Genomic DNA, 20,076 nt, shown 5'->3' with positions numbered 1-20,076 from the left:
AGCAACTTAATGCCCCGGAAACTTGAAATATTAACATTTCCAGGTATCAATTGGAAAATATAATCTTCATACGGATATTATATTCTATAGCTATCTTTTAATTATCTCGTTTCTAAATCTATGGCGCGTTTGAATCGTGGCAGTGCAGGATTTTCATTCCCCTTTTTCCAGGCGGCGAAAAGTTCGGTCTTTTGGGGAATATCGGTAAGCTCAATAAACTTGACCTTGTATTGTTGTTTATCCCGTAACGAATTCGGAATAATAGAGATACCCATCCCGTTTTCCACCAGGCTGAAAATAGTAGGCCCGTGAATGGAACGGTGGGCGATCCTGGGGCTAAAGCCATGATCGGCGCAGAGGTTCTGGATCTGCTGGTAGTAACGGGGGCTGTTCTCGTTCGGGAAGAGCACGAAAGATTCCTCGGCAACCTGGCTCATATCCCTGAAACTGGAAGCATCTAAAGGGTGGTCCTGCGGGAGCACCAGGCAGAGGTTCTCGGTGAAAACCGACTGCAGTTGTACATCCTCCGGAACCCGGTTAGAGCGCATGAAAGCGATATCGATCAACCCGTGTTCCAGTCCCTCCAGTTGCTCGGCATTGGTCAGTTCCTCCAGCGTAAACCGGATCTCCGGGTGGCTGGCCGAAAAGGATTTTAATAGGGGAGGAAGATATGATTGCATGGCAGAGCCCACGAACCCGATATTCAGCTGCCCGGCCTGCCCGGCCATGGTACGCTCCCAGGAACTGACAGAACTTTCCACCTGCTGCAGGATTCGCCCTGCTTCCGGCAACAAGAGTTCCCCGGCCTTGCTAAGGGCTACCCGCCTGTTGGTGCGGTCAAATAATTTGTGACCAAGCATACGCTCCAGCTGCATGATCTGCTGACTGAGGGCACTCTGGCTCAGGTGCAGTTCTTCTGCTGCCCTGCCATAATGTAATGTCCCCGCCAGGACGACAAAAGAACGCAGTTCGCGCAGCTCTAATTGATTTGATTTACTTATCATTCAATCAATAATAAGAATTGGTTCCGATTAAAACTACGTTTAATTTTGGAGTAACACAAAAGATAATGACATGATCACCATAGATAATACCCCCTTAGATTCCGTTTTTGATGTGCTTTTTGCACCCTACAAAGAACGGGTACCCGATGTAAAGAAGATCAGCAATGCCATGATCGCTGAAGGCATCATTATGGATGAAACCGAGATCGTCAATGACCATATCGCCTTCCGCACCCTGGGAGTACCTAACCTAGGGATTTCATCGTTAGAAAAGATCTTCCTGCACTACGGCTACTCCCGGAAGGATTACCATAATTTCCCCGGCAAGAAGCTGGATGCCTACTGGTATGCCCCGCCCTCGGCGGAATACCCCCGCATCTTTATGAGCGAATTACGGGTAGAAGAACTATCCGAAGAATCCAGGAAGATCATTAATAAATATACCAGGGACATCACTGCTGACCCGGTAGACCAGTTAAACCTGGACAACCCCGAAGAGGTGGGCGCATTCTTTCACAAAACGTTATGGGAACTGCCTACCGTAGAAGAGTATAATACCCTCGCTGCCGAAAGTGAATACGCCGCCTGGGTGATCTATAACCGCTATTACCTGAACCACTATACCCTGAGCGTGCACGAGTTCGGCGATAAATACAATACGGTAGAGAAGTTCAACCGTTTCCTGGAAGGCATAGGAATAAAATTAAATACGGCCGGCGGGAAAGTAAAAGTAAGTAAAGACGGACTCCTGAAACAGAGCAGTACGGTGGCGAAGATGATAGAAGCCGAATTCGCCGGGGGTGAGACCATGGAGATCCCGGGAAGTTACGTGGAATTTGCAGAGCGACTCGTGCTACCCGAATACCGTCACCTGCCGGCAACTGAGATCAGGAGGGAACACCGCCGCGATGGTTTTGAATCGGCCAACGCCGATAAGATCTTTGAGAGTACGTATAGGGAGCAGACGGGACGGTAGTTTGAGGCCTGCCTTCGGCAGGTAAATTCGAGGTTTGAGGCCTGCCTACGGCAGGTAAATTTGAGGTTCGAAGCCTACCTACGGTAGGTAAATTCGAAGTTTGAGGTTTGAGGTTTGAGGAAGTGGTTTGCGGTTTGCGGTTCAAAGCCTGCCGTGCCCACATCACCGCATCAATTCTCCACGGCTTAACTATGTCCCAGGTGTACCCTTTCTGCGTCACCGTGTCACCGTATCACCGCGTCACTTATTCGTGCGTCCCAGTATGACCTGGAAGTTTGAAGTTTGAAGTTTGAGGTTCGAAGCCTACCTACGGTAGGTAAATTCGAAGCCTGCCGTGCCCACATCACCGCATCAATTCTCAACGGCATAACTGTGTCCCAGGTGTACCCTTTCTGCGTCACTGTGTCACCGCATCACCGTATCACCGCACCACCGCATCACCGCGTCACTACTTCGTGACGGTATCCCGGTGTGACCTGGAAGTTTGAAGTTTGAAGTTTGAGGTTCGAGGTTTGAAGTTCTAGGCGAGCCTTCGGCTGTTCGCAGCCTACCTTTCTGTCCAAAAAAGGCTAGCTGGGCAGGAAAAATGTGGAGATTGGGGTTTGGGAGATATTCCCCTTTTTGCCTACATAACATTCCCAGAATATTTGCCTCAACGCCTATAAGAACACTTAATATTAATAATGGATCAGATATCCTCCTGAAGTTTTGGGAATTCAGAGGCTATTTGTTCCGCTGCCTGTTGATGCCCATAACAAGACCAATGAGGATCTTCACTGCTTATTGACCAATTGTCCTCTTCCGATTTATATAGACTAATAGTATTAAATCCAGCGTTTTTCGCGAGTGATTGAATATTCGGATCTGTGTTAGGATGAAAAACTAAAATTATACGATTAGTATCAAATTCATCCTCACAAAACTCAAAAAGATCTATCAAAGCCTGGTGGAACTTTTTATTATCTGTTTTATTTATGACCACTTTATTCTTGTCCTGATCACTCACGAATAAGGGAAACCTTAAATAGAGATAATACAGGAACTTATTCGAATATAGAATTTGTTTCGCAACAGGTGATTTAAGTTCCGCTTGTAATATTCTTTTCTGTTCCAAATCTATTTGTACCCTGTCTTTATACCTACGTATTCCTGCTATACTTTCCTTGAAATCCCCTTCATTCACATATATCAGGTGGTATTTAGGGTTTATCTTAGGGTCTAGCAATTTTGAAATCTGTAATGCTTCTATAAAAGTGACCCCTGATCTACCTGCTTCAAAGACAGAATAATCTTTCAGTAAATTTTCCAGGAGATACCCCTGGTGACATCGTAGGGGATTCATAAGATTCTCAATATAAGAATCGCCAATTACAGAAATCTGAGCCTTTTTTCCTGAATTGGCGACCCCTACCCATCCATGCTGGTTAACCTTCCATTTTTCCTCAGCCATTGTATAGTAACCACTCTGTCCGGGTTCATAAATCTGCAGTCCCATTTCCGGTTCAATAATTCTTTTAGGAATATCTGGAACTAGGTGAAACACGCGGATAATTATCTCACCCAGAATCCACGCGCAGAAAAAAAATATTAAAATATTCAACAAATATTTTCTCATATTACTGTTAGAATTGAAAATAAATGAATTGTTGCTGATTACCGGTATAAATAAACATCAGTAGAATTACCGCCATGTAAAAGCCCCATCTCAGCGAACGATAAGGTGCAAAATGTATCTTCTCCAAAGCGAATTCATTTTCTCTCCCCAACCATTCGATAAAGACAAGAAAGATGATTAAATAAAAAATTATTACTGCATGATTAATCTCTGTAAAGTCGGGCACTGTCCAATTACTGAATTCGAAAATCCCTCCAATATAGCTCAATGCATGTGTGACGTTTTCTGCCCTGAAAAAAATCCATGCCAAAACTGTAAGAAGGAAAGTAGAACCCATAGCCAATATTTCACGGGGTGAGGGAAATATTTTTCCTTCAGCCACTACATCAGTGTGTACGCGATTTCTCTTTAGTAACAAAAGAGGAAGAAAATAAATTGCATTTAATCCCCCCCAAACGATAAAAGTCCAGTTGGCCCCATGCCAAAAACCGCTAACTAGAAAAATAATGAAGGTATTTCTTACCTTGAGCCATGTACCCCCTCGACTCCCACCGAGTGGAATATAAAGGTAATCCCTAAACCATGTCGACAACGAAATGTGCCATCTCCGCCAAAATTCTGCTATATCCCTAGAAAAATAGGGATATGCAAAATTCTTCATAAGGTCGAAGCCAAACAACCTTGAGGTTCCAATTGCAATATCCGAGTAACCTGAAAAATCACCGTAAATCTGAAAAGTAAAGAAAAATGCACCTATCAATAAAGTAGGTCCGGAATAGACGTCTGAATTATTGAATATTTGATTGGCAATTTCCGCTGAATTATCTGCAATAACAATTTTCTTAAACAAACCCCACAAAATTTGCCTGGAGCCCAAGACTGCCAGAGTGTAATCGAATTTTCGAATTTTATAGAATTGAGGTAATAGATGTGTTGCCCTTTCAATCGGCCCAGCCACTAATTGTGGAAAGAAGCTGACAAAGGCTGCAAATGATATGAAATTACGTGTAGGTTTTAGGTTGCCGCGATAAACATCAATGGTATAACTGAGAGTTTGAAAAGTATAAAAACTGATCCCTACCGGTAAAATAATATTCAGAGAATTGGCATTTAACTGATAGCCAAAAAAGGAGAATGCATTATGAAAATTATCGAGGAAAAAATTATAATATTTGAAGAATCCAAGAAATCCGAGATTAACACTTATACTTATCCATAATAGGATCTTTTTCTTAATCGCATTATTGGCATTATTTAAAGCTAAACCTACACCGTAATCCACTATGGTGCTGAATAATATGAGAGATAAGAACCTGTAATCCCACCAACCATAAAAGAGGTAACTTGCAGCTACTATTAATAAATTCTGAGCTTGTAATTTGGTCCTGAACAAGAACCAATATAATACGAATACTACCGGTAAAAAAATGGCAAAATCTAGAGAATTAAAAAGCACAGAATTCTAGCATTAAAGTTAAGAGATCCAACAAAATAATTGCAAATAATTTTTTGAGTTGGACGATATGGAGATTTTTTTTGACGGGCAAAAATATGGAAAATTCAAGAGTTTCTGCAGGCCAATTTTAACTCAAATAAATATTAAATTTATTTTACCCTATTACAGCATTGAACAGGGCTTTAAGTTTGAATGAGATATGGAAAACATGAAAGAGAGAAATAAACATTCTCTTAGCAGTTAATTTTATAAGTCTTTAAAGAGGGCAATCCTAACAGCATCCTTTTCTGAAGGCATATTCACAAAATTGAATACCGTGAGACTTTTAGAGCAGAGCAGACAATGGCGAATATGATAGTAGCGGAATTTACTAGGGTTCAGACCATTCAAATCCCGGGGTGTTCGCAGAGCGACTCGTGCTACCCGAATACCGTCACCTGCCGGAATCGGAGATCAGGAGGGAACACCGCCGGGACGGGTTTGAATCGGCCAACGCCGATAAGATCTTTGAGAGTACGTATAGGGAGCAGACAGGCCGGTAGTTTGAAGTTTGAAGTTCGAGGTTCGAGGAAGTAGTTTGCGGTTTGCGGTTCACGGTTCAAAGCCTGCCGTGCTCGTATCACCCTCCAAAACGACGTTCAGTTGGGCGGCCCGTGTCACCGCGTAACCGTCTCACTACTTCATGTGGTAGTTAGAGGCCTACCTGCTCGCCTGAAAGTTGGCCAAGTAGGTAAATTAGCAGTCGACATATAGAAATCATGTCACCCCAGAGCGTACTATTACGCTATCAATAATTCAATGTCTGCTTATTCTTCCTCCTGGAAACCCCGGTAAAAATATCAATTACTACACCAGTAGTAACACCACCTAGAACCGTGGCCCCTAAATCAGCATTATCCCATCCATTATAATTTTTCTGGTCAATAGCTTCTTTAGCCACACCAACAAGCAGACTCGCAGCGACTGAGCCGGTAAAAGTCCAAAATCTATTATGGCCTGATAGCTCAGAGGCTATAAAGGCCCCTCCTGCGCCCGCCACCGCACCGGCTGTAAAATGCAATACTTTGTCTTTTTCTAATTGAGCATATGAGTTGGTAAAATTTAAAAAGATAAAAAGACTTAATACTGTTATTATTCTGCTCATAGATTATTGCTTAAATAAAGAAGATTTCCTTTTATAAAAAGGATTAGACAATAAAATTAAATTAATTAGAGTGAAGAAGGGAATTTTTTAGAGGAATTCGCACATACTCGAGAAAGAGTGAATAGGTAATACAAAAGAGACCGACACCCTCAAAGGTGCGAACCCATTCCCCCAACAGATTCACGACCTTATATACGGATATCGGTCTTAAATTTTATTTAATAATATTGGCCGGAACATCACTAACTTAATTGCAAATATCCGTACCAGAATTTTTTGCGAACATAGAATATATTCATTTAATCGAGCACATATTTTCTTCTCAACGGTTCATTTTAACAGTTAAACGGTCCTTTTGTAGTACTTTTCCGATAGTAAAATTCCATAATCTCATTTACGCCATGTTTTGATTATGAATTTGATAGCCCTTTTTTAACATTTTTTACTACCTGAGCAGATCGGTTTGTCAGACTATTCTTCAGTTGTAAGATTATTCTTTCGAAAATTAGCTATGGAATATCGATGAAAGGGAAGGGGGTTCGAGGCCTGCCTTCGGCAGGTAAATTTGAGGTTTGAGGGTGTAGTTTGAGGTTCGAGGGGAGCCTTCGGCTGTTCGCAGTTCGCTGTTTGCAGTTTGCAGCTTGCCTCCAATGGCCTGTCGGCAGTATGCAGTTGGAAGTATTTCTTTGTCCCTTCTGTCCCCATTGTCACCCTATGTCACTGTGTACCTATGTACCTTTGTAACTAGATAACTTGAGGTTCGAGGGGCGACACCGGCTATTCGCAGTTCGCGGTTCGCAGTTCGGAATTTGAATGCTGGTAATAATCTGTTTGCCGGCATGACCGTGTCCCGGTATGACGTCATAGTTTGAGGTTCGAAGTTTGAGGTTTGAGGATGTAGTTTGCAGTTTGAGGTTCGCTGTTCGCAGACTGGAGTATGGAGGCCTGGGGTATAAAATTGTTTGACGGAATGACCGTGTCTCGGTATGACGTCATAGTTTGAGGTTCGAAGTTTGAAGTTTGAGGAAGTAGTTTGCGGTTTGCGGTCCGCAGTTCGCAATTCGGAATTTGAGCTGGTAATAATCTGTTTGACGGCGTGACCGTGTCCCGGTATGACGTCATAGTTTGAGGTTCGAAGTTTGAGGTTTGAGGAAGTAGTTTGCGGTTTGCGGTCCGCAGTTCGCAATTCGGAATTTGAGCTGGTAATAACCTGTTTGACGGCGTGACCGTGTCTCGGTATGACGTCATAGTTTGAGGTTCGAAGTTTGAGGTTCGAGGATGTAGTTTGCAGTTTGCGGTTCGCTGTTCGCAGTTCGGAATTTGAGCTGGTAATAATCTGTTTGACGGTGTGACTGTGTGACGGTATGACGGAATATTACCGCTCCCCCGACTCCCGGTTTCTCGCTATTTTCCGCAGGATCACTTTAGCCCCCCTCCACATATAGGGAGCGAGCATCATGATGATCAGGATAAGGCACAGCAATGCCAGGAAAACACCGATGTATTCTTGAAGGGTCAACATTGTACTTGGTTGGTTCGCCCCTGGGGGAATCATGCTGGTCAGGCACGAAAGGGTTTTCGTTAAACGCTGCCGAAAATAAAAAAATTATAGGTATAACCTCATAATCAGCACATAAAAATTAGTGATTTCCCTAAATCGTTAGTTTTTTCGCAAAAAAGCTGTAAGACAAAACTTCGTGTTGTAAGAAGACTTTTTCTTCCAACTGCAAAAAGACCTACCTTTGCAAGGCTCAGCAGCCTTCATCAGTGTACACCATCATAGACATAGAAACCACCGGGAACGGGATACGGGGAAACCGCATCACCGAGATCGCTGTTTTCCGCCATAACGGGCAGGAGATCACCGATCGTTTTACCTCCCTGGTGAACCCCCAATGCCCCATCCCCGCCTTTATCACCGGGCTTACCGGCATTGATGATGATATGGTGCGCAATGCCCCTACCCTGGAAGAGATCGTACCCCGGATCCAGGAGATTACCAAGGATTCCATCTTCGTGGCCCACAGCGTGAACTTTGACTATTACGTTATCAAAAACGAATTCAAGGACCTGGGTATAGATTTTAGTCGGAAAAGACTTTGTACTGTCCGCCTCTCCCGGAAATTGTTTCCCGGCTATCACTCCTACAGCCTGGGAAAATTATGTGCCGCCATGGGTATCCCCCTGAAAGACAGGCACAGGGCTGAAGGTGACGCCCATGCCACCGTTCTTTTGTTCGAAAAAATACTACGCGCCCCGGATTCCGAGTCGGTGCTGCATAATTTCCTGAATTCCAGGTCGCAGGAGGCCACAATGCCCCCCGGTTTATCCAAACAGACGTATGATGAACTGCCCTCCAAAACAGGCATCTATATTTTTAAGGATGCCAAGGGTTCTATCCTTTATGTTGGGAAAGCAATCAATATCAAAAAAAGAGTTCTCTCCCATTTCTACGACAAGTCCGATAACGAAGTCCGGCTCTGCCGCGAGACGGCCCATATCGATTTTGAATGCTCGGGGAACGAGCTGCTGGCCCTGCTGATGGAATCGGCTGCGATCAAAAAGCATTACCCACCCTTTAACCGGGCACAGAAACGGAACGTGGTGCCCTACAGTATCTTCAGCTATGAAGACCGGTTGGGAATTAAACACCTGGCCTTTAACAAGACCAAACTGGTACCCGTACCCCTGGCCACCTTTTACAGCACCACGGATTGCCGGCTCTTCCTGGAACAGGTCTGCAAGGAATACCGCCTCTGCGCCAAGTACTGCCACCTGCAGGATAAAGTTACCCACTGCTCCCACTTCCGCATCCCCCAGTGCGATGGTATCTGCCGGGAACAGGAATCCGTGGAAGACTACAACACTAAAGTCGCTGCCGCTATTCAAGACATGCAGGACAGCCACGAAGACCTGGTCATCCGCGAAAAAGGACGCACCCCGGAAGAAGATGCCTTTATCCTGGTCCAGGGCGGTCGTTACAGCGGTTATGGTTTTGTCCCCAAAGACAGCCCTATCCAGAACCTGGACGACCTGATGGCCTTCCATACCCCGCAAAAGAACACGATCGAAACCGAGCGGCTGGTGAAGAGTTACCTGGTGAAGAATCCGGGGAGGATAGTTCGAGGTTTGAAGTTTGAGGTTTGAGGCCTGCCAGAGGCAGGAAGTTCGAGGTTTGAGGTTCGAGGTTTGAGGTTTGAAGTTTGAGGCCTGCCAGAGGCAGGAAGTACGAGGTTTGAGGTTCGAGGTTTGAGGGGCGAAGGGCGCCTGCGGCTGTTCGCAGCCTGCCAGGGGCAGGCAAGTTTGCGGTTCGCCGTTCGCGGTTTGCTTAATTAAACTCAGGATGTATGGATTGATGTTAGTAGCATGTCACTATTGTCCCCATTGTCACCATATGTCACTCTGTACCTATGTACCTATGTCACAGGATGGTTCGAGGTTTGCGGTTTGCGGTTTGCGGTTTGCGGTTTGCGGTTTGCGGTTTGCGGTTTGCGGTTTAAAACTAAATCATTTAAACTTACTGCCCTTAAATCTTGATCTATTCAGGTAATTTATCAAGGTCTTTATCTTTTTAATAAGGGTCAGCGCACTCTCGTCCAACTCTTGGAATTCATTTTCATTCACGTGATCACGATCGTAAGCACGCATCAATTGTGATCTCCATTCCCCACATGACCCTTTCGCAACACTCAGGAAATAAATAAACTCCTTGTTTCCTTCTCTTTCAAATCCTTCAGCTATATTATCCATTACAGAACCGGCACTCTTATCAATTTGATTCCGGAGAACAAAATCACTACCGAGGGAGGTGGTCCTGATCAAGAGATAGGTACGGTGATTGAGTTTTCGTGCCAACGTCCATATTGCCAATTTTTCAAAGCGCTGTACTGTCCCCATATCATTCAAATTTCATGAAGAATATAGATTTACAGTGCAATGAAAAAGCAGGGAAAAATTAACCGTGAACCGCGAACTGCGAACCAGGAAATTAAAAAGCCGCTGAAAGCGGCTCATTTTAATTTCCTGTACATCTGTATAACAAACACCAGCCAGACCATGAAGACCACGGTCACTACAATGGAATATCCTAATATAAAGTCCATCACCGGTGTTTTTTAAGGTAGATCATAAATCCTAAAATGGTGGGAGCCCAGAGACCAATAAAAATGGCATCAAGCTTATTCCCTTGGAAAAACATGATTTCCGAGACGATGATGATGGAGATCACCAGCAACAACATCACGAAGTTTAATCCGCCAATACCCTTAATAAAATCGCGCATGCAATGGTTTTAGCGGGAAAATTAGAAAGCAATCCCATATTTACACAGAATCCTTTTATGAATTATGATTTATTTAACAATTGCAAATTAATCAAAAGGCGCAGATAATGAGGCAGGTAGCTGTTAAAAAATTTAACGTTATACGATAAAAAAACGCCCCTAAAGGGGCGCTGTTATATCTTCCTTTTCAAGGTTTAAACAGAAGAGCTGCACTGGGCATCCGTCACCTCTATTCCACCTTTCTTCATAGCCCCGAATCCACCTGCGATATCCACCAGGTTGTGTATGCCACGGCTCTTTAAGATCGAAGCTGCGATCACGGAGCGGTAACCCCCTGCACAATGCACGTAGAACGGCTCCTCCGAAGGAAATTCTTTCATATAACTGTTCAGCTCAGACAGCGGGGTATTATGAGCTCCCGGCAGGTGGCTGTTCTCGTATTCGCTCTCCTTACGGACATCATAGACCGGTTTAGCAGCTGCCTGCAGGTCTTTCCTGACCTCATCCACGGAAAGGGAGGTGATAGCATCCAATTCCTTCCCGGCGGCTTTCCAGGCTTCGATGCCCCCTTTGAGGTATCCCAGGGTATGGTCAAAACCAACCCGACTAAGCCGGGTCACCGTTTCTTCTTCTTTTCCTTCCGGGACAACCAGTAAAATGGGTTGCTTTACGTCGGCGATAAGGGCTCCTACCCAGGGCGCAAAATCCCCGTTAAGCCCGATGAAAAGCGAGCGCGGAATGTGTCCTTTCACAAATTCTTCCTGGTGGCGTACATCGAGGACGATCGCCCCGGTCTCGTTCACCGCTTCTTCAAATTCGTCGGGGCTGAAAGCGGTGTTCCCACGTTCCAGCACTTCCCCTATATCTTCATACCCCTCTTTATTCATCTTCACGTTGAGCGGGAAATATTTTGGCGGAGGCAGCAGTCCGTCTGTCACCTCGGCAATAAATTCCTCCTTGCTCATATCGGCACGCAGGGCGTAATTCATCTTTTTCTGGTTCCCCAGGGTATCCACGGTCTCCTTCATCATATTCTTACCACAGGCAGAACCGGCACCATGAGCAGGGTATACGATCACGTCATCGGCCAGGGGCATGATCTTGTTCCGCAGGCTGTCATATAAAAGTCCGGCAAGATCCTCTTTTGTCATCGTGGCGGATTTCTGTGCAAGATCCGGTCTTCCTACATCCCCCAGGAAAAGGGTGTCTCCTGAAAAGATAGCGTGGTCTTTCCCATTCTCATCCTTCAGCAGGTAGGTGGTACTTTCCATGGTGTGACCGGGAGTATGCAGGGCAGTAATAGTAACTGCTCCCAGTTTAAATACCTGTCCGTCTTCAGCAATAATGGCATCAAAACTCGGGTTGGCCTTTGGTCCGTAAACGATGGGTGCCCCACTCTCCTTCGCCAGGGTCACGTGCCCGCTGACAAAGTCGGCATGAAAATGCGTCTCGAAAATATATTTGATCTCGGCTCCATTCTTCCTGGCACGTTTCAGGTAGGGCTCTACCTCTCTCAGCGGGTCAATAATGGCCGCTTCCCCTTCGCTTTCTATATAATAAGCGCCCTGGGCAAGGCATCCGGTGTATATCTGTTCTATATGCATGATGATTGTTGTTTTCTTACCCACAAAAATACATTAATTAAAGCAGCCTTCCTGTAACCTTAGTTACCCTTTCCCTTTCTCTGGTAAGCAATGCGCTCCTGCAGTTCTGTCGCTGTATGTTTCTTATCGTAGTAGTCTACCGCCTCCTGTATACGGAGAAAGAGGTGTTCCTTTGGCAATTTATCAATGATACCGCTGTTAAAGATGATATCCCGGGTGGGGCCAATGGCACCGGACATGTAGAAGGAAATGTTCTGCCGGTGCAGTTCATCTATCAGCTGTATCAGCATTGAAGTGGCAGAAGAATCGATGTAATTGATCGCCTCGGAATTCAGTATCACGCATTTCAGTTCTTTCCCCTTATCCCTCACAAAACGGCTCAGTTCCTTTTTAAAATAGTTCTTGTTCCCAAAGAACAATTGCCCATCAAAGCGAACGATCAACAGGTCGGGCCGCAATTCAACGTCCGCGGAAAACCTATCGACATTCTTGTAATATTCCGAGTCACGGATCTTCCCAAGCACGGCGAAATGCGGCTTGGAAGTGCGGTAAAGCATCAGGATAAGTGAAAACAGTACACCAAGGACGATCCCCTGTAATATTCCCATGATCAGGGTGGCCAGGAAGGTGGCCAGCAGAAGGTAAAATTCGTCTCGCTGGTGCTTCCAGAGTTCCCTGGGGTAGTTGATCTCTATCAGTCCCACAACAGATACCATGATGATGGCCGCAAGGATGGCATTGGGCAAGAAGTAAAAGATGGGCGTCAGGAACAGCAGGGTCAGGATCACCAGTATGGATCCAACTAAGAGCGAAAGCAGGGTTTGTGCGCCGGATTTGTAATTGATAGCCGTGCGCGAGAAGCTTGCAGTGACCGTATAGGACTGGAAGAATGATCCTATGATATTTGCCGAGCCCAGGGCGATAAGTTCCTTGTTCGGGTCTACGGCATCCCTGTTATTCTTCTCCTCCAGGGACTGCGCGATGGAGATGGCCTGGGTAAATCCGATCACCGCCAGGGTGATCGCTGTCGGGAACAGTTGCTGCATGTACTTGAGGCTGAAGGATGGAACATTAAAAGTAGGCAGGCCTTCAGGGATGGCACCTACAACTTCGACTCCGTACCCGATCCAGTCAAAGGCCGAGGCGCCAATGATCGCCAGCACCACTACAATGAGAATTCCCGGGATCCTCGGAACGAACCTGCGTAACAGGATGATTGCAACAATAGCTGCCAAACCAATCACCAAAGTGAAAACATGCGTATCCGGGATACTTTGGATACTCTGGATGAAGGTGTTTACAAAATCCGCCCGTGCTGCAACTTCCGTTCCAAGCAGGTGCTTTAACTGGCTGAAGATGATGATGATCGCTGCAGCAGATGTGAACCCGCTGATCACCGGCCTGGAGAGGAAGTTGACCAGGAATCCCATCCGGGATATTCCCAGGATAAATTGCAGGGCGCCCACCATGAAGGTAAGCAGGATGGCCAGGGCGATATAGTTCTCGATGCCGTTAATGGATAATGCGCCGAGACCTGAGGCAAGTAAAATGGAATCCATGGCCACCGGCCCTACCCCGAGCTGCCGGGAGGTACCCAGCAGGGTGTAGACAATTATGGGGAATACTGCGGCATACAGACCATAGACCGGGGGCAGTCCCGCGATCATGGCATAGGCCATCCCCTGGGGGATCAGCACGATCCCGATGGTCAGGCCGGCAAGAAGGTCCTTGGGCAGGTCTTTCCGCTTATAGGAACCCAGCCAATCCAGGATAGGAAAAACTCTTTGCATATGCTAAAGTTAGTATTTAATCTACAACCCCTTGCGGTGATGATTGCAATCCTTAAAGACTAAGAACGGTCACCTGGTTACGTCCTAACTGAATCTTTCCCGCTCTTTCTAATTGTTTAAGCATCCTGGAAACCACTACCCGGGAGGTGTGCATGTCGTTGGCGATCTGCTGGTGGGTAGTTTTGACGGAGGCATCATGGGTCACCATGGCCTTATCCTGCAGGTATTTCAGCAGTCGTTCTTCCATGTTCATAAAAGCCACGGTATCCACGGCATCCAGCAATTCCATCATCCGGGAGTGGTAACTGTCCAGGATGAAGCGTCTCCAGCTTGGGTATTCGGCCATCCATACTTCCATCTGCGAGACCGGGAGCATGAGGAGCCGGGCATCGGTTTCGGCCACCGCCCTGATCTCGCTTTTCTTTTGTCCCATACAGCAGCTCAGGGTCATCGCACAAGTATCCCCGTGTTCTATGAAGTAGAGCAGCAGTTCCTCCCCTTCCTTATCCTCCCGCAGGATCTTTATGGCTCCGTTCAACACCAGGGGGATATGCAGCAGGGGCTGGCCTATATCCATAAGGATCTCTCCTTCTTTCACCTGTTTTTCTACAGCCACCGCGGCAATGGCGGCTATCAGTTCGGGCTCAAATATGCCCTCGTATTTATTTTTAAAATCATCTGGGAGCATCGGGCGAGCTTTGAAGGATTCGTGGTAATAATCTAACTGAAAACTCCCGGGCTTTATCTCCGAGTTTCATCATTCCATCTGTCAGGTTCTCCTGGGAAACAGCGTAGGGATAGAACGTGATAGGTTCCAGGCACACCATATTATCTACTTCGGTCCAGCACATAAAATGTCCAAAGTCCTGGGTACGGATAGTGATGTGTTCTATATCCTGCAAGGTCACCGCCTGGCAATCGGGTACTTCCAGGGCCCTACTGCCGGCATCCAGGATCGCTTTCAACGGGATCTCCTTGTCCCCTGCCAGCACAGTAGGGTTATCCGTATATAATTTAAAGGCAGGATGATAACCCAACATAAAGGGCATTCCCTCTTCGCCTTCTACAATAAATTTGATCTCGAGTCCTTCCCGTAACAACCGGAATCGTTTAGTGAAACGGAACTCGTACGGCCACCGCAGCCATTCGGCGGTCGACTTCAGCGGGAATTTAGAATTCCGCACCCAGTCCCCGGCATCGTAGGTTTTGGTGAAAACGAGCAGCTGTTCCTCCTGTTCTTCTAAGGTATACGGAAGCTCTCTCAGCAACCCATGCTGATCCTGTACCGCTTCCCCCCTTGGGGTTGCCACTTTAAAACCGGCCTCATCCGTAGGGCCGATTATGGGGAACATTTCTGTATCGGACTGCCGCCAGCCGGGACTCCCCTTCTGGTGTATATATTCGTGTCCTTCTACCTCGTATCCTACTAATTCTCCCTGGTCGACTCGGACTCGTTGCGCACCTGCTTTTAACTCGATCATTGTTTCTGGTTTATCAGCCTGTAAATTAACAGGGCGGTTCGTTGGGTAAGCGCTTCCATGGTCTTCAGGTTTACGGTCTCTTCCGGGGTGTGGGCGCCGGAGCCCATAGTTCCCAGCCCATCCAGGCATGCCACATATTCTGCAACGAAGGATACATCGGCGGCACCTCTTCTGCCCGGGTCATAGGCCAGCACTTCTCCTTGCCCCAGGTCACGGCTCACCTCGTTAAGTACCTCCAGTAATTCGTAGTTCTCATCGGTCGGACCCATTGCAGGGTAACTGTCCGTAAAACTGATGGTCGCACTCGTCTGGGGCAGGTTCTGTGATACTATTTCCCTCATTTTTTCCCTGGCCGATTCTTTCTGTTCTTCAGAAATAAACCTCAGCCCTCCATTTACCATGGCAGTCTGGGCCACGACATTGGTCTTCCCGAATGCCTCACCTTTTCCTGTGGTAGGGTCGTAGTCGGTAAAGGTACCCCCGACGATGATGCCCGGGTTAAAGGTCAGGAATTCTTCTCCCCTCACCTCTTCGTAAAAATCATTAAGGATCCTGCCCATTTCAAAAATAGCCCCGGCCCCGGTCCTCTCACTAAACACCCCTGATGAATGGGCGCGTTTCCCCGTGGTTGTCACTTCCCAGCCCGAGGAGCCCCTCCGGGCTACCGTGGCATAGTTAAAGCCCGTGGAGGTCTCGAAACCCAGGGCCACATCACTGCGTTTGGCAGCATCTATAAGATCTTTGCGACTCAGTTCAAGGGGATCGCCGGTATCTTCCTCATCGCCGGTAAAGGCCGCGATGATCTGGGCATCGTCTAAAAGGCCGTTTTCCTGCAAGGCTTTCAGGGCGTACAGGATGATCACGTTCCCTCCTTTCATATCGTTGCCCCCGGGAGCGTGGGCCAGGCTGTCATTGATGCGCTTGAACTCCTGGAAGGGGCTGTCCTCTTCGAATACCGTATCCAGGTGCCCGATCAGTAAAAGCTTTTTCCCTTTGGAACCGGATGTTTCGGCAAAGAGGTGCCCGGCTCTTTTCATTTCGGCCGGCATGGGAATCCAGCTGGTCTGGAAACCGATCTCGTCGAAGGCCGATTTAAACTCCATCCCCACCTCTTTTACACCGGCTGTATTAAAAGTACCGCTGTTGATATTCACAACCTTTTCCAGGAAGGCAATCGCCTCGTCGTTATTTTCACTGACCGTTTTCACGATCTTCTTTTCTGCCCGGGAAAGTTTCTGGGCATTTAAAAGTGCACCGGCTAACAGAAAGCACAGCAAAGGAAGGGTAAAGCGTAATTTATTCATATGATGTTACTATTTGAAGTGTTCGATATGGTGTATGATCGCTGATTGCAATTTACATATTCGAATATAAGAAAAAGGATGGGTTGCGAGGTTCGAAGTTTGAGGTTCGAGGTTTGAAGTTTGCGGTTCGCTGTTTGCGGTACGCTGTTTGCTTTTTGACCGCTCACTGCATGACTGCTTCACCGCATAACCGTATCACTGCATCACCCGCCCGAACGTGCCGTTCGGTAACTGCCCGTACTGCGTACATGCAGGCGGGCGGGCGGGCCGCATCACCGCATCACTGCATCACCGTTAAAATGAATTGTTATTGCGATTAAGTGCACCCTGAATTCCAACAGGATAGGTTCATCTGCACATTTCACCCCTCATTCATATCGGTTAAATGCACTCTTTTCCGGGGAGTGGTTTTTGCAGGTGGTTTCATTCACCGATGATTTTTTGCCGTTGAACCGATAATCGGCCAGATACCGAAAAATAAGGGTTTTTCAGCGATTCGAAACCCGGCTCAAATGCCCTGGGGCCGTTTTATTTATATAAAACGACCCCAAGTCATGAAAGCAATTGTAACCATCATCTTCGTTCTTTTTATCGGATTCACTGCCCAGGCTAAAGACGCTAAAGTAGCTGTTGAAATTCCTGCCGCTCAGATAGAAATGGCCGTTAAAAACGAGAACAGCGTTGCACGTCTTCACAAGTTCAAGAATTCCAGGATCAAAAAAGAATTGGCTTTCTCTACTAAGAGGAACAAAGCTAAATTGGCTTAATAGGGGTGACAAAGGGGACATGGGGGACAAGATGGACATGCTGCTAACAGCAACACAGGCATCCTTAGTATAATTAAGAAATGCGAACCGCGAACCGCGAACCTTGAACAACTGTAGGTTTCCCTCGAACTTCAAACCTCGAACTTCGAACTATCCAGTTACATAGGTACATAGGTACATAGTGACATAGGGTGACAGGGGTGACAATGGGGACATGCTACTAACATTAACTTATGTATCCTTCTAATTGAGCTCTGCAAACCGCGAACTGCGAACCGTGAACAACCGAAGGTTTCCCTCGAACCTCGAACTTCAAACCTCAAATTTACCTGCCGAAGGCAGGCCTCAAACCATCAATAATCCTGCACGCAGGATTTATTGATTACAGCCACCCCTGCTGTTTCATCCACTCGTCGTTAAAGATCTTGCCAACGTATCGGCTTCCATGGTCATGGAATAATACCACCACCACATCGTCGGGACCAAAATGCTCTTTCAACTGCAATACCCCTTTGATGGCAGCACCGGCAGAATTACCTAAGAACATTCCTTCTTCCTTCGCCAGCCTGCGGGTATAGACTGCGGCATCCTTATCCGTTACCTTGGTAAACCCATCGATCACATCAAAATCTACGTTCTTGGGAAGGATGTCCTCCCCTATGCCTTCTACCTGGTAAGGATAGATCTCGTTCTTGTCAAAGATGCCTGTCTCCTTGTACTTCTTAAATACCGAACCATACGCATCCACTCCCCAGACCTTTACATCCGGGTTCTGTTCCTTCAGGTACCTTCCAACCCCGGAGATGGTACCTCCCGTACCTACCCCGACGACGAAGTGGGTAACTTTTCCCTCTGTCTGTTCCCAGATCTCGGGGCCGGTGCTTTTATAGTGTGCCTTGGTATTGGAAAGGTTATCGTACTGGTTCACATACCATGCATTGGGAATTTCCTCTCCCAATCTCCGTGCAGTGGAATAATAACTGCGGGGGTCGTCCGGCTCTACATCTGTAGGGCATACATGAACCTCGCTGCCCATGGCTTTGAGGATATCTATCTTTTCTTTGGACTGTTTATCGCTGATCACGCAGATCATCTTGTACCCTTTCATTATGGCCGCCAGCGCAAGCCCCATCCCGGTGTTTCCCGAAGTACCCTCAATAATGGTTCCCCCCGGTTTCAACAATCCGGATTTTTCCGCATCTTCGATCATCTGCAGCGCCATCCGGTCCTTAACCGAGTTGCCGGGGTTAAAGGTTTCATATTTAGCGAGGACCAGGCACGGAAGTTCTGCCGTCAGTTTGTTTATTTTCACCATTGGCGTATTCCCGATAGTCCCAAGTATGTTTTCAGCGTATTGCATAAAAGAATTCAGTAATGATATTTATTTAAAATTGAGTTTTCGCGATTCGTTTATTCGAATTTTATTGCCTTTACCGGCTGTATCCTTGTAATGATATAAGAGGGTACCAGCAACATGACCAGGCAGAGGAGGAGCACCCCGATATTTAATACTACGACCGTGAGCACATCCAGGTGTACAGGAATATATTCAATATAGTATTCCTGCGGGTTTGGAAATTTCAGGAACCGGAACCGGTCCTGCAGCCAAAGGAAGCCAAGACCTACCAGGTTACCCCAGAATAACCCTACCAGGATCAGGTATGCAGCATTGTAGAGAAATACCTTCCTGATACTCCAGTTACTGCTCCCCAAAGCTTTGAGGATCCCTATCATCTGCGTGCGCTCCAGGATGAGGACCAATAACGCGGTGATCATATTAAAACCGGCTACAATGATCATGATCCCGATAATCACCCCGATGTTGAAATCGAACAACCCGATCCATTCGAATATCTTATAATATTTCGTCTTTATCGTCTGTGTATCCAGGTCAGAATGTGTCTTTCCGTAGATCTCGGCACTCTTCTCGTCTATAGTGTCAAAATCATCCAGGAACACCTCGAAATTCCCTACCTGGTCTGCCTCCCAGCCATTCATCCGCTGTATATGCCGGAGATCTGTCATCAGGTAAGTAGCATCAAATTCCTCGAACCCACTGTCATACAACCCCACTATCTCGAATTTCCGCTGGTTGGGGGTTTTGGAAGGGTCGTCCTCTTTAAGAAAGAAGGCGAAAAATGTATCCCCCGTTTCCAACTGTAACTTATTAGCCATCAACCGGGACATCAGCACCTCGTTATTCAGTTTGCCATCGTATTGCGGCAGCCTGCCGGAAACCAGGTATTCCCTGAAAGCGGTCCAGTCATAATCATCCCCCACCCCCTTTGCGATGATCCCTTCAAACGTTTCCTCGGTCCGGATGATCCCGCCTTTGGTCGCAACGGCCTGTACATGAGAAACCCCGTCGACGATCCTGAATTCGGGGTAAAAGTCCTGCCGGGTACTCACCGGGGTAACCGATACATCGCTAAGGTTGTTATCGTAATTATAGATCTGGATATGCCCATTAAAGGCGGCTACTTTTTCCCTGATCTTATACTTAAGCCCGACCCCAGTGGCTATTGCAACCAACATCATGATCAACCCCAGGGCAATAGCTGTAATTGCTATTTTTATTATCGGGGCCGATATACTAATTTTATGCGCCGTGCCCTTGATGAGGCGCTTGGCAATAAAATATTCTAAATTCAAC

General features: G+C 46.7%; 18 protein-coding genes. 4 read left to right on the top strand and 14 right to left on the bottom strand.

Annotated features, from left to right (window positions below; all coding sequences use genetic code 11):
* Positions 1-101: 101 nt before the first annotated feature.
* Positions 102-1,004 (bottom strand): LysR substrate-binding domain-containing protein, encoded by a 903-nt coding sequence (locus tag CLV82_RS12380; RefSeq protein WP_133644667.1) that lies wholly within the window; start codon positions 1,002-1,004, stop codon positions 102-104.
* A gap of 70 nt (positions 1,005-1,074) precedes the next feature.
* On the opposite strand from CLV82_RS12380, the gene CLV82_RS12375 reads away from it, so the two are divergent.
* Positions 1,075-1,980, top strand: a complete 906-nt coding sequence (locus CLV82_RS12375; RefSeq protein ID WP_133644666.1) for a DUF1338 domain-containing protein — start codon at positions 1,075-1,077, stop codon at positions 1,978-1,980.
* A 688-nt stretch (positions 1,981-2,668) separates the two neighbouring features.
* Here the strand turns inward: CLV82_RS12375 and CLV82_RS12370 are convergent.
* Positions 2,669-3,595 (bottom strand): hypothetical protein, encoded by a 927-nt coding sequence (locus CLV82_RS12370; RefSeq protein WP_133644665.1) that lies wholly within the window; start codon positions 3,593-3,595, stop codon positions 2,669-2,671.
* A 7-nt stretch (positions 3,596-3,602) separates the two neighbouring features.
* On the bottom strand, positions 3,603-5,051 hold the full coding sequence (locus tag CLV82_RS12365) for an MBOAT family O-acyltransferase (protein WP_133644664.1): 1,449 nt from the start codon (positions 5,049-5,051) through the stop codon (positions 3,603-3,605).
* Between the two features lie 398 nt (positions 5,052-5,449).
* Between CLV82_RS12365 and CLV82_RS12360 the strand changes: the two genes are divergently transcribed.
* Positions 5,450-5,593, top strand: coding sequence for a DUF1338 family protein (locus CLV82_RS12360; RefSeq protein WP_166636713.1), 144 nt, complete (start codon positions 5,450-5,452; stop codon positions 5,591-5,593).
* A 245-nt stretch (positions 5,594-5,838) separates the two neighbouring features.
* On the opposite strand, the gene CLV82_RS12355 is transcribed toward CLV82_RS12360, so the two are convergent.
* Together CLV82_RS12355 and CLV82_RS14770 are read right to left on the bottom strand one after the other, a co-directional pair.
* Positions 5,839-6,195: a hypothetical protein gene (locus CLV82_RS12355; RefSeq protein WP_133644663.1), complete on the bottom strand. Its 357-nt coding sequence runs from the start codon at positions 6,193-6,195 to the stop codon at positions 5,839-5,841.
* Positions 6,196-7,570: 1,375 nt separating this feature from the next.
* Complete coding sequence (locus tag CLV82_RS14770) at positions 7,571-7,717, bottom strand: hypothetical protein (protein ID WP_166636712.1); 147 nt, start codon at positions 7,715-7,717, stop codon at positions 7,571-7,573.
* 245 nt (positions 7,718-7,962) lie between these two features.
* Between CLV82_RS14770 and CLV82_RS12350 the strand changes: the two genes are divergently transcribed.
* Positions 7,963-9,342 carry an exonuclease domain-containing protein gene (locus tag CLV82_RS12350; protein ID WP_133644662.1) on the top strand — a complete coding sequence of 460 codons (1,380 nt, stop codon included), beginning with the start codon at positions 7,963-7,965 and terminating at the stop codon, positions 9,340-9,342.
* A 360-nt stretch (positions 9,343-9,702) separates the two neighbouring features.
* On the opposite strand, the gene CLV82_RS12345 is transcribed toward CLV82_RS12350, so the two are convergent.
* From CLV82_RS12345 to CLV82_RS12315, 7 genes are all read right to left on the bottom strand, one after another.
* On the bottom strand, positions 9,703-10,092 hold the full coding sequence (locus CLV82_RS12345; RefSeq protein ID WP_133644661.1) for a four helix bundle protein: 390 nt from the start codon (positions 10,090-10,092) through the stop codon (positions 9,703-9,705).
* A 205-nt stretch (positions 10,093-10,297) separates the two neighbouring features.
* Positions 10,298-10,477, bottom strand: coding sequence for a hypothetical protein (locus tag CLV82_RS12340; protein WP_133644660.1), 180 nt, complete (start codon positions 10,475-10,477; stop codon positions 10,298-10,300).
* A 194-nt stretch (positions 10,478-10,671) separates the two neighbouring features.
* The gene (locus CLV82_RS12335) at positions 10,672-12,081 is read right to left on the bottom strand and encodes an MBL fold metallo-hydrolase (RefSeq protein ID WP_133644659.1); all 1,410 of its coding nucleotides are present in this window, start codon (positions 12,079-12,081) and stop codon (positions 10,672-10,674) included.
* A gap of 59 nt (positions 12,082-12,140) precedes the next feature.
* Positions 12,141-13,871 carry a SulP family inorganic anion transporter gene (locus CLV82_RS12330; protein ID WP_133644658.1) on the bottom strand — a complete coding sequence of 577 codons (1,731 nt, stop codon included), beginning with the start codon at positions 13,869-13,871 and terminating at the stop codon, positions 12,141-12,143.
* Between the two features lie 52 nt (positions 13,872-13,923).
* On the bottom strand, positions 13,924-14,559 hold the full coding sequence (locus CLV82_RS12325; protein WP_133644657.1) for a Crp/Fnr family transcriptional regulator: 636 nt from the start codon (positions 14,557-14,559) through the stop codon (positions 13,924-13,926).
* On the bottom strand, positions 14,546-15,352 hold the full coding sequence (locus CLV82_RS12320) for an aldose epimerase family protein (RefSeq protein WP_133644656.1): 807 nt from the start codon (positions 15,350-15,352) through the stop codon (positions 14,546-14,548). The genes CLV82_RS12325 and CLV82_RS12320 overlap by 14 nt, the downstream gene beginning before the upstream one ends.
* The gene (locus CLV82_RS12315) at positions 15,349-16,656 is read right to left on the bottom strand and encodes a M20/M25/M40 family metallo-hydrolase (protein ID WP_133644655.1); all 1,308 of its coding nucleotides are present in this window, start codon (positions 16,654-16,656) and stop codon (positions 15,349-15,351) included. Before CLV82_RS12315 ends, CLV82_RS12320 begins: the two co-directional genes overlap by 4 nt.
* A 554-nt stretch (positions 16,657-17,210) precedes the next feature.
* On the opposite strand from CLV82_RS12315, the gene CLV82_RS12310 reads away from it, so the two are divergent.
* Positions 17,211-17,423 (top strand): hypothetical protein, encoded by a 213-nt coding sequence (locus tag CLV82_RS12310; protein WP_133644654.1) that lies wholly within the window; start codon positions 17,211-17,213, stop codon positions 17,421-17,423.
* A gap of 382 nt (positions 17,424-17,805) precedes the next feature.
* Here CLV82_RS12310 and CLV82_RS12305 read toward each other — a convergent pair whose 3' ends face one another.
* On the bottom strand, positions 17,806-18,783 hold the full coding sequence (locus CLV82_RS12305; protein WP_133644653.1) for a PLP-dependent cysteine synthase family protein: 978 nt from the start codon (positions 18,781-18,783) through the stop codon (positions 17,806-17,808).
* A gap of 50 nt (positions 18,784-18,833) precedes the next feature.
* Complete coding sequence (locus tag CLV82_RS12300; protein ID WP_133644652.1) at positions 18,834-20,075, bottom strand: ABC transporter permease; 1,242 nt, start codon at positions 20,073-20,075, stop codon at positions 18,834-18,836.
* Between the last annotated feature and the right edge of the window lies 1 nt (position 20,076).

Source organism: Zeaxanthinibacter enoshimensis (assembly GCF_004362865.1).
In the GTDB taxonomy this organism is placed as follows: Bacteria; Bacteroidota; Bacteroidia; order Flavobacteriales; family Flavobacteriaceae; genus Zeaxanthinibacter; species Zeaxanthinibacter enoshimensis.
This window is presented reverse-complemented; position numbering and strand designations above follow the sequence as displayed.

Coding starts and splice junctions, on each gene's coding strand:
- CLV82_RS12380 (WP_133644667.1), bottom strand. CDS start 1,004: ATGATAAGTAAATCAAATCAATTAGAGCTGCGCGAACTGCGTTCTTTT.
- CLV82_RS12375 (WP_133644666.1), top strand. CDS start 1,075: ATGATCACCATAGATAATACCCCCTTAGATTCCGTTTTTGATGTGCTT.
- CLV82_RS12370 (WP_133644665.1), bottom strand. CDS start 3,595: ATGAGAAAATATTTGTTGAATATTTTAATATTTTTTTTCTGCGCGTGG.
- CLV82_RS12355 (WP_133644663.1), bottom strand. CDS start 6,195: ATGAGCAGAATAATAACAGTATTAAGTCTTTTTATCTTTTTAAATTTT.
- CLV82_RS14770 (WP_166636712.1), bottom strand. CDS start 7,717: ATGTTGACCCTTCAAGAATACATCGGTGTTTTCCTGGCATTGCTGTGC.
- CLV82_RS12345 (WP_133644661.1), bottom strand. CDS start 10,092: ATGGGGACAGTACAGCGCTTTGAAAAATTGGCAATATGGACGTTGGCA.
- CLV82_RS12340 (WP_133644660.1), bottom strand. CDS start 10,477: ATGCGCGATTTTATTAAGGGTATTGGCGGATTAAACTTCGTGATGTTG.
- CLV82_RS12335 (WP_133644659.1), bottom strand. CDS start 12,081: ATGCATATAGAACAGATATACACCGGATGCCTTGCCCAGGGCGCTTAT.
- CLV82_RS12330 (WP_133644658.1), bottom strand. CDS start 13,871: ATGCAAAGAGTTTTTCCTATCCTGGATTGGCTGGGTTCCTATAAGCGG.
- CLV82_RS12325 (WP_133644657.1), bottom strand. CDS start 14,559: ATGCTCCCAGATGATTTTAAAAATAAATACGAGGGCATATTTGAGCCC.
- CLV82_RS12320 (WP_133644656.1), bottom strand. CDS start 15,352: ATGATCGAGTTAAAAGCAGGTGCGCAACGAGTCCGAGTCGACCAGGGA.
- CLV82_RS12315 (WP_133644655.1), bottom strand. CDS start 16,656: ATGAATAAATTACGCTTTACCCTTCCTTTGCTGTGCTTTCTGTTAGCC.
- CLV82_RS12310 (WP_133644654.1), top strand. CDS start 17,211: ATGAAAGCAATTGTAACCATCATCTTCGTTCTTTTTATCGGATTCACT.
- CLV82_RS12305 (WP_133644653.1), bottom strand. CDS start 18,783: ATGCAATACGCTGAAAACATACTTGGGACTATCGGGAATACGCCAATG.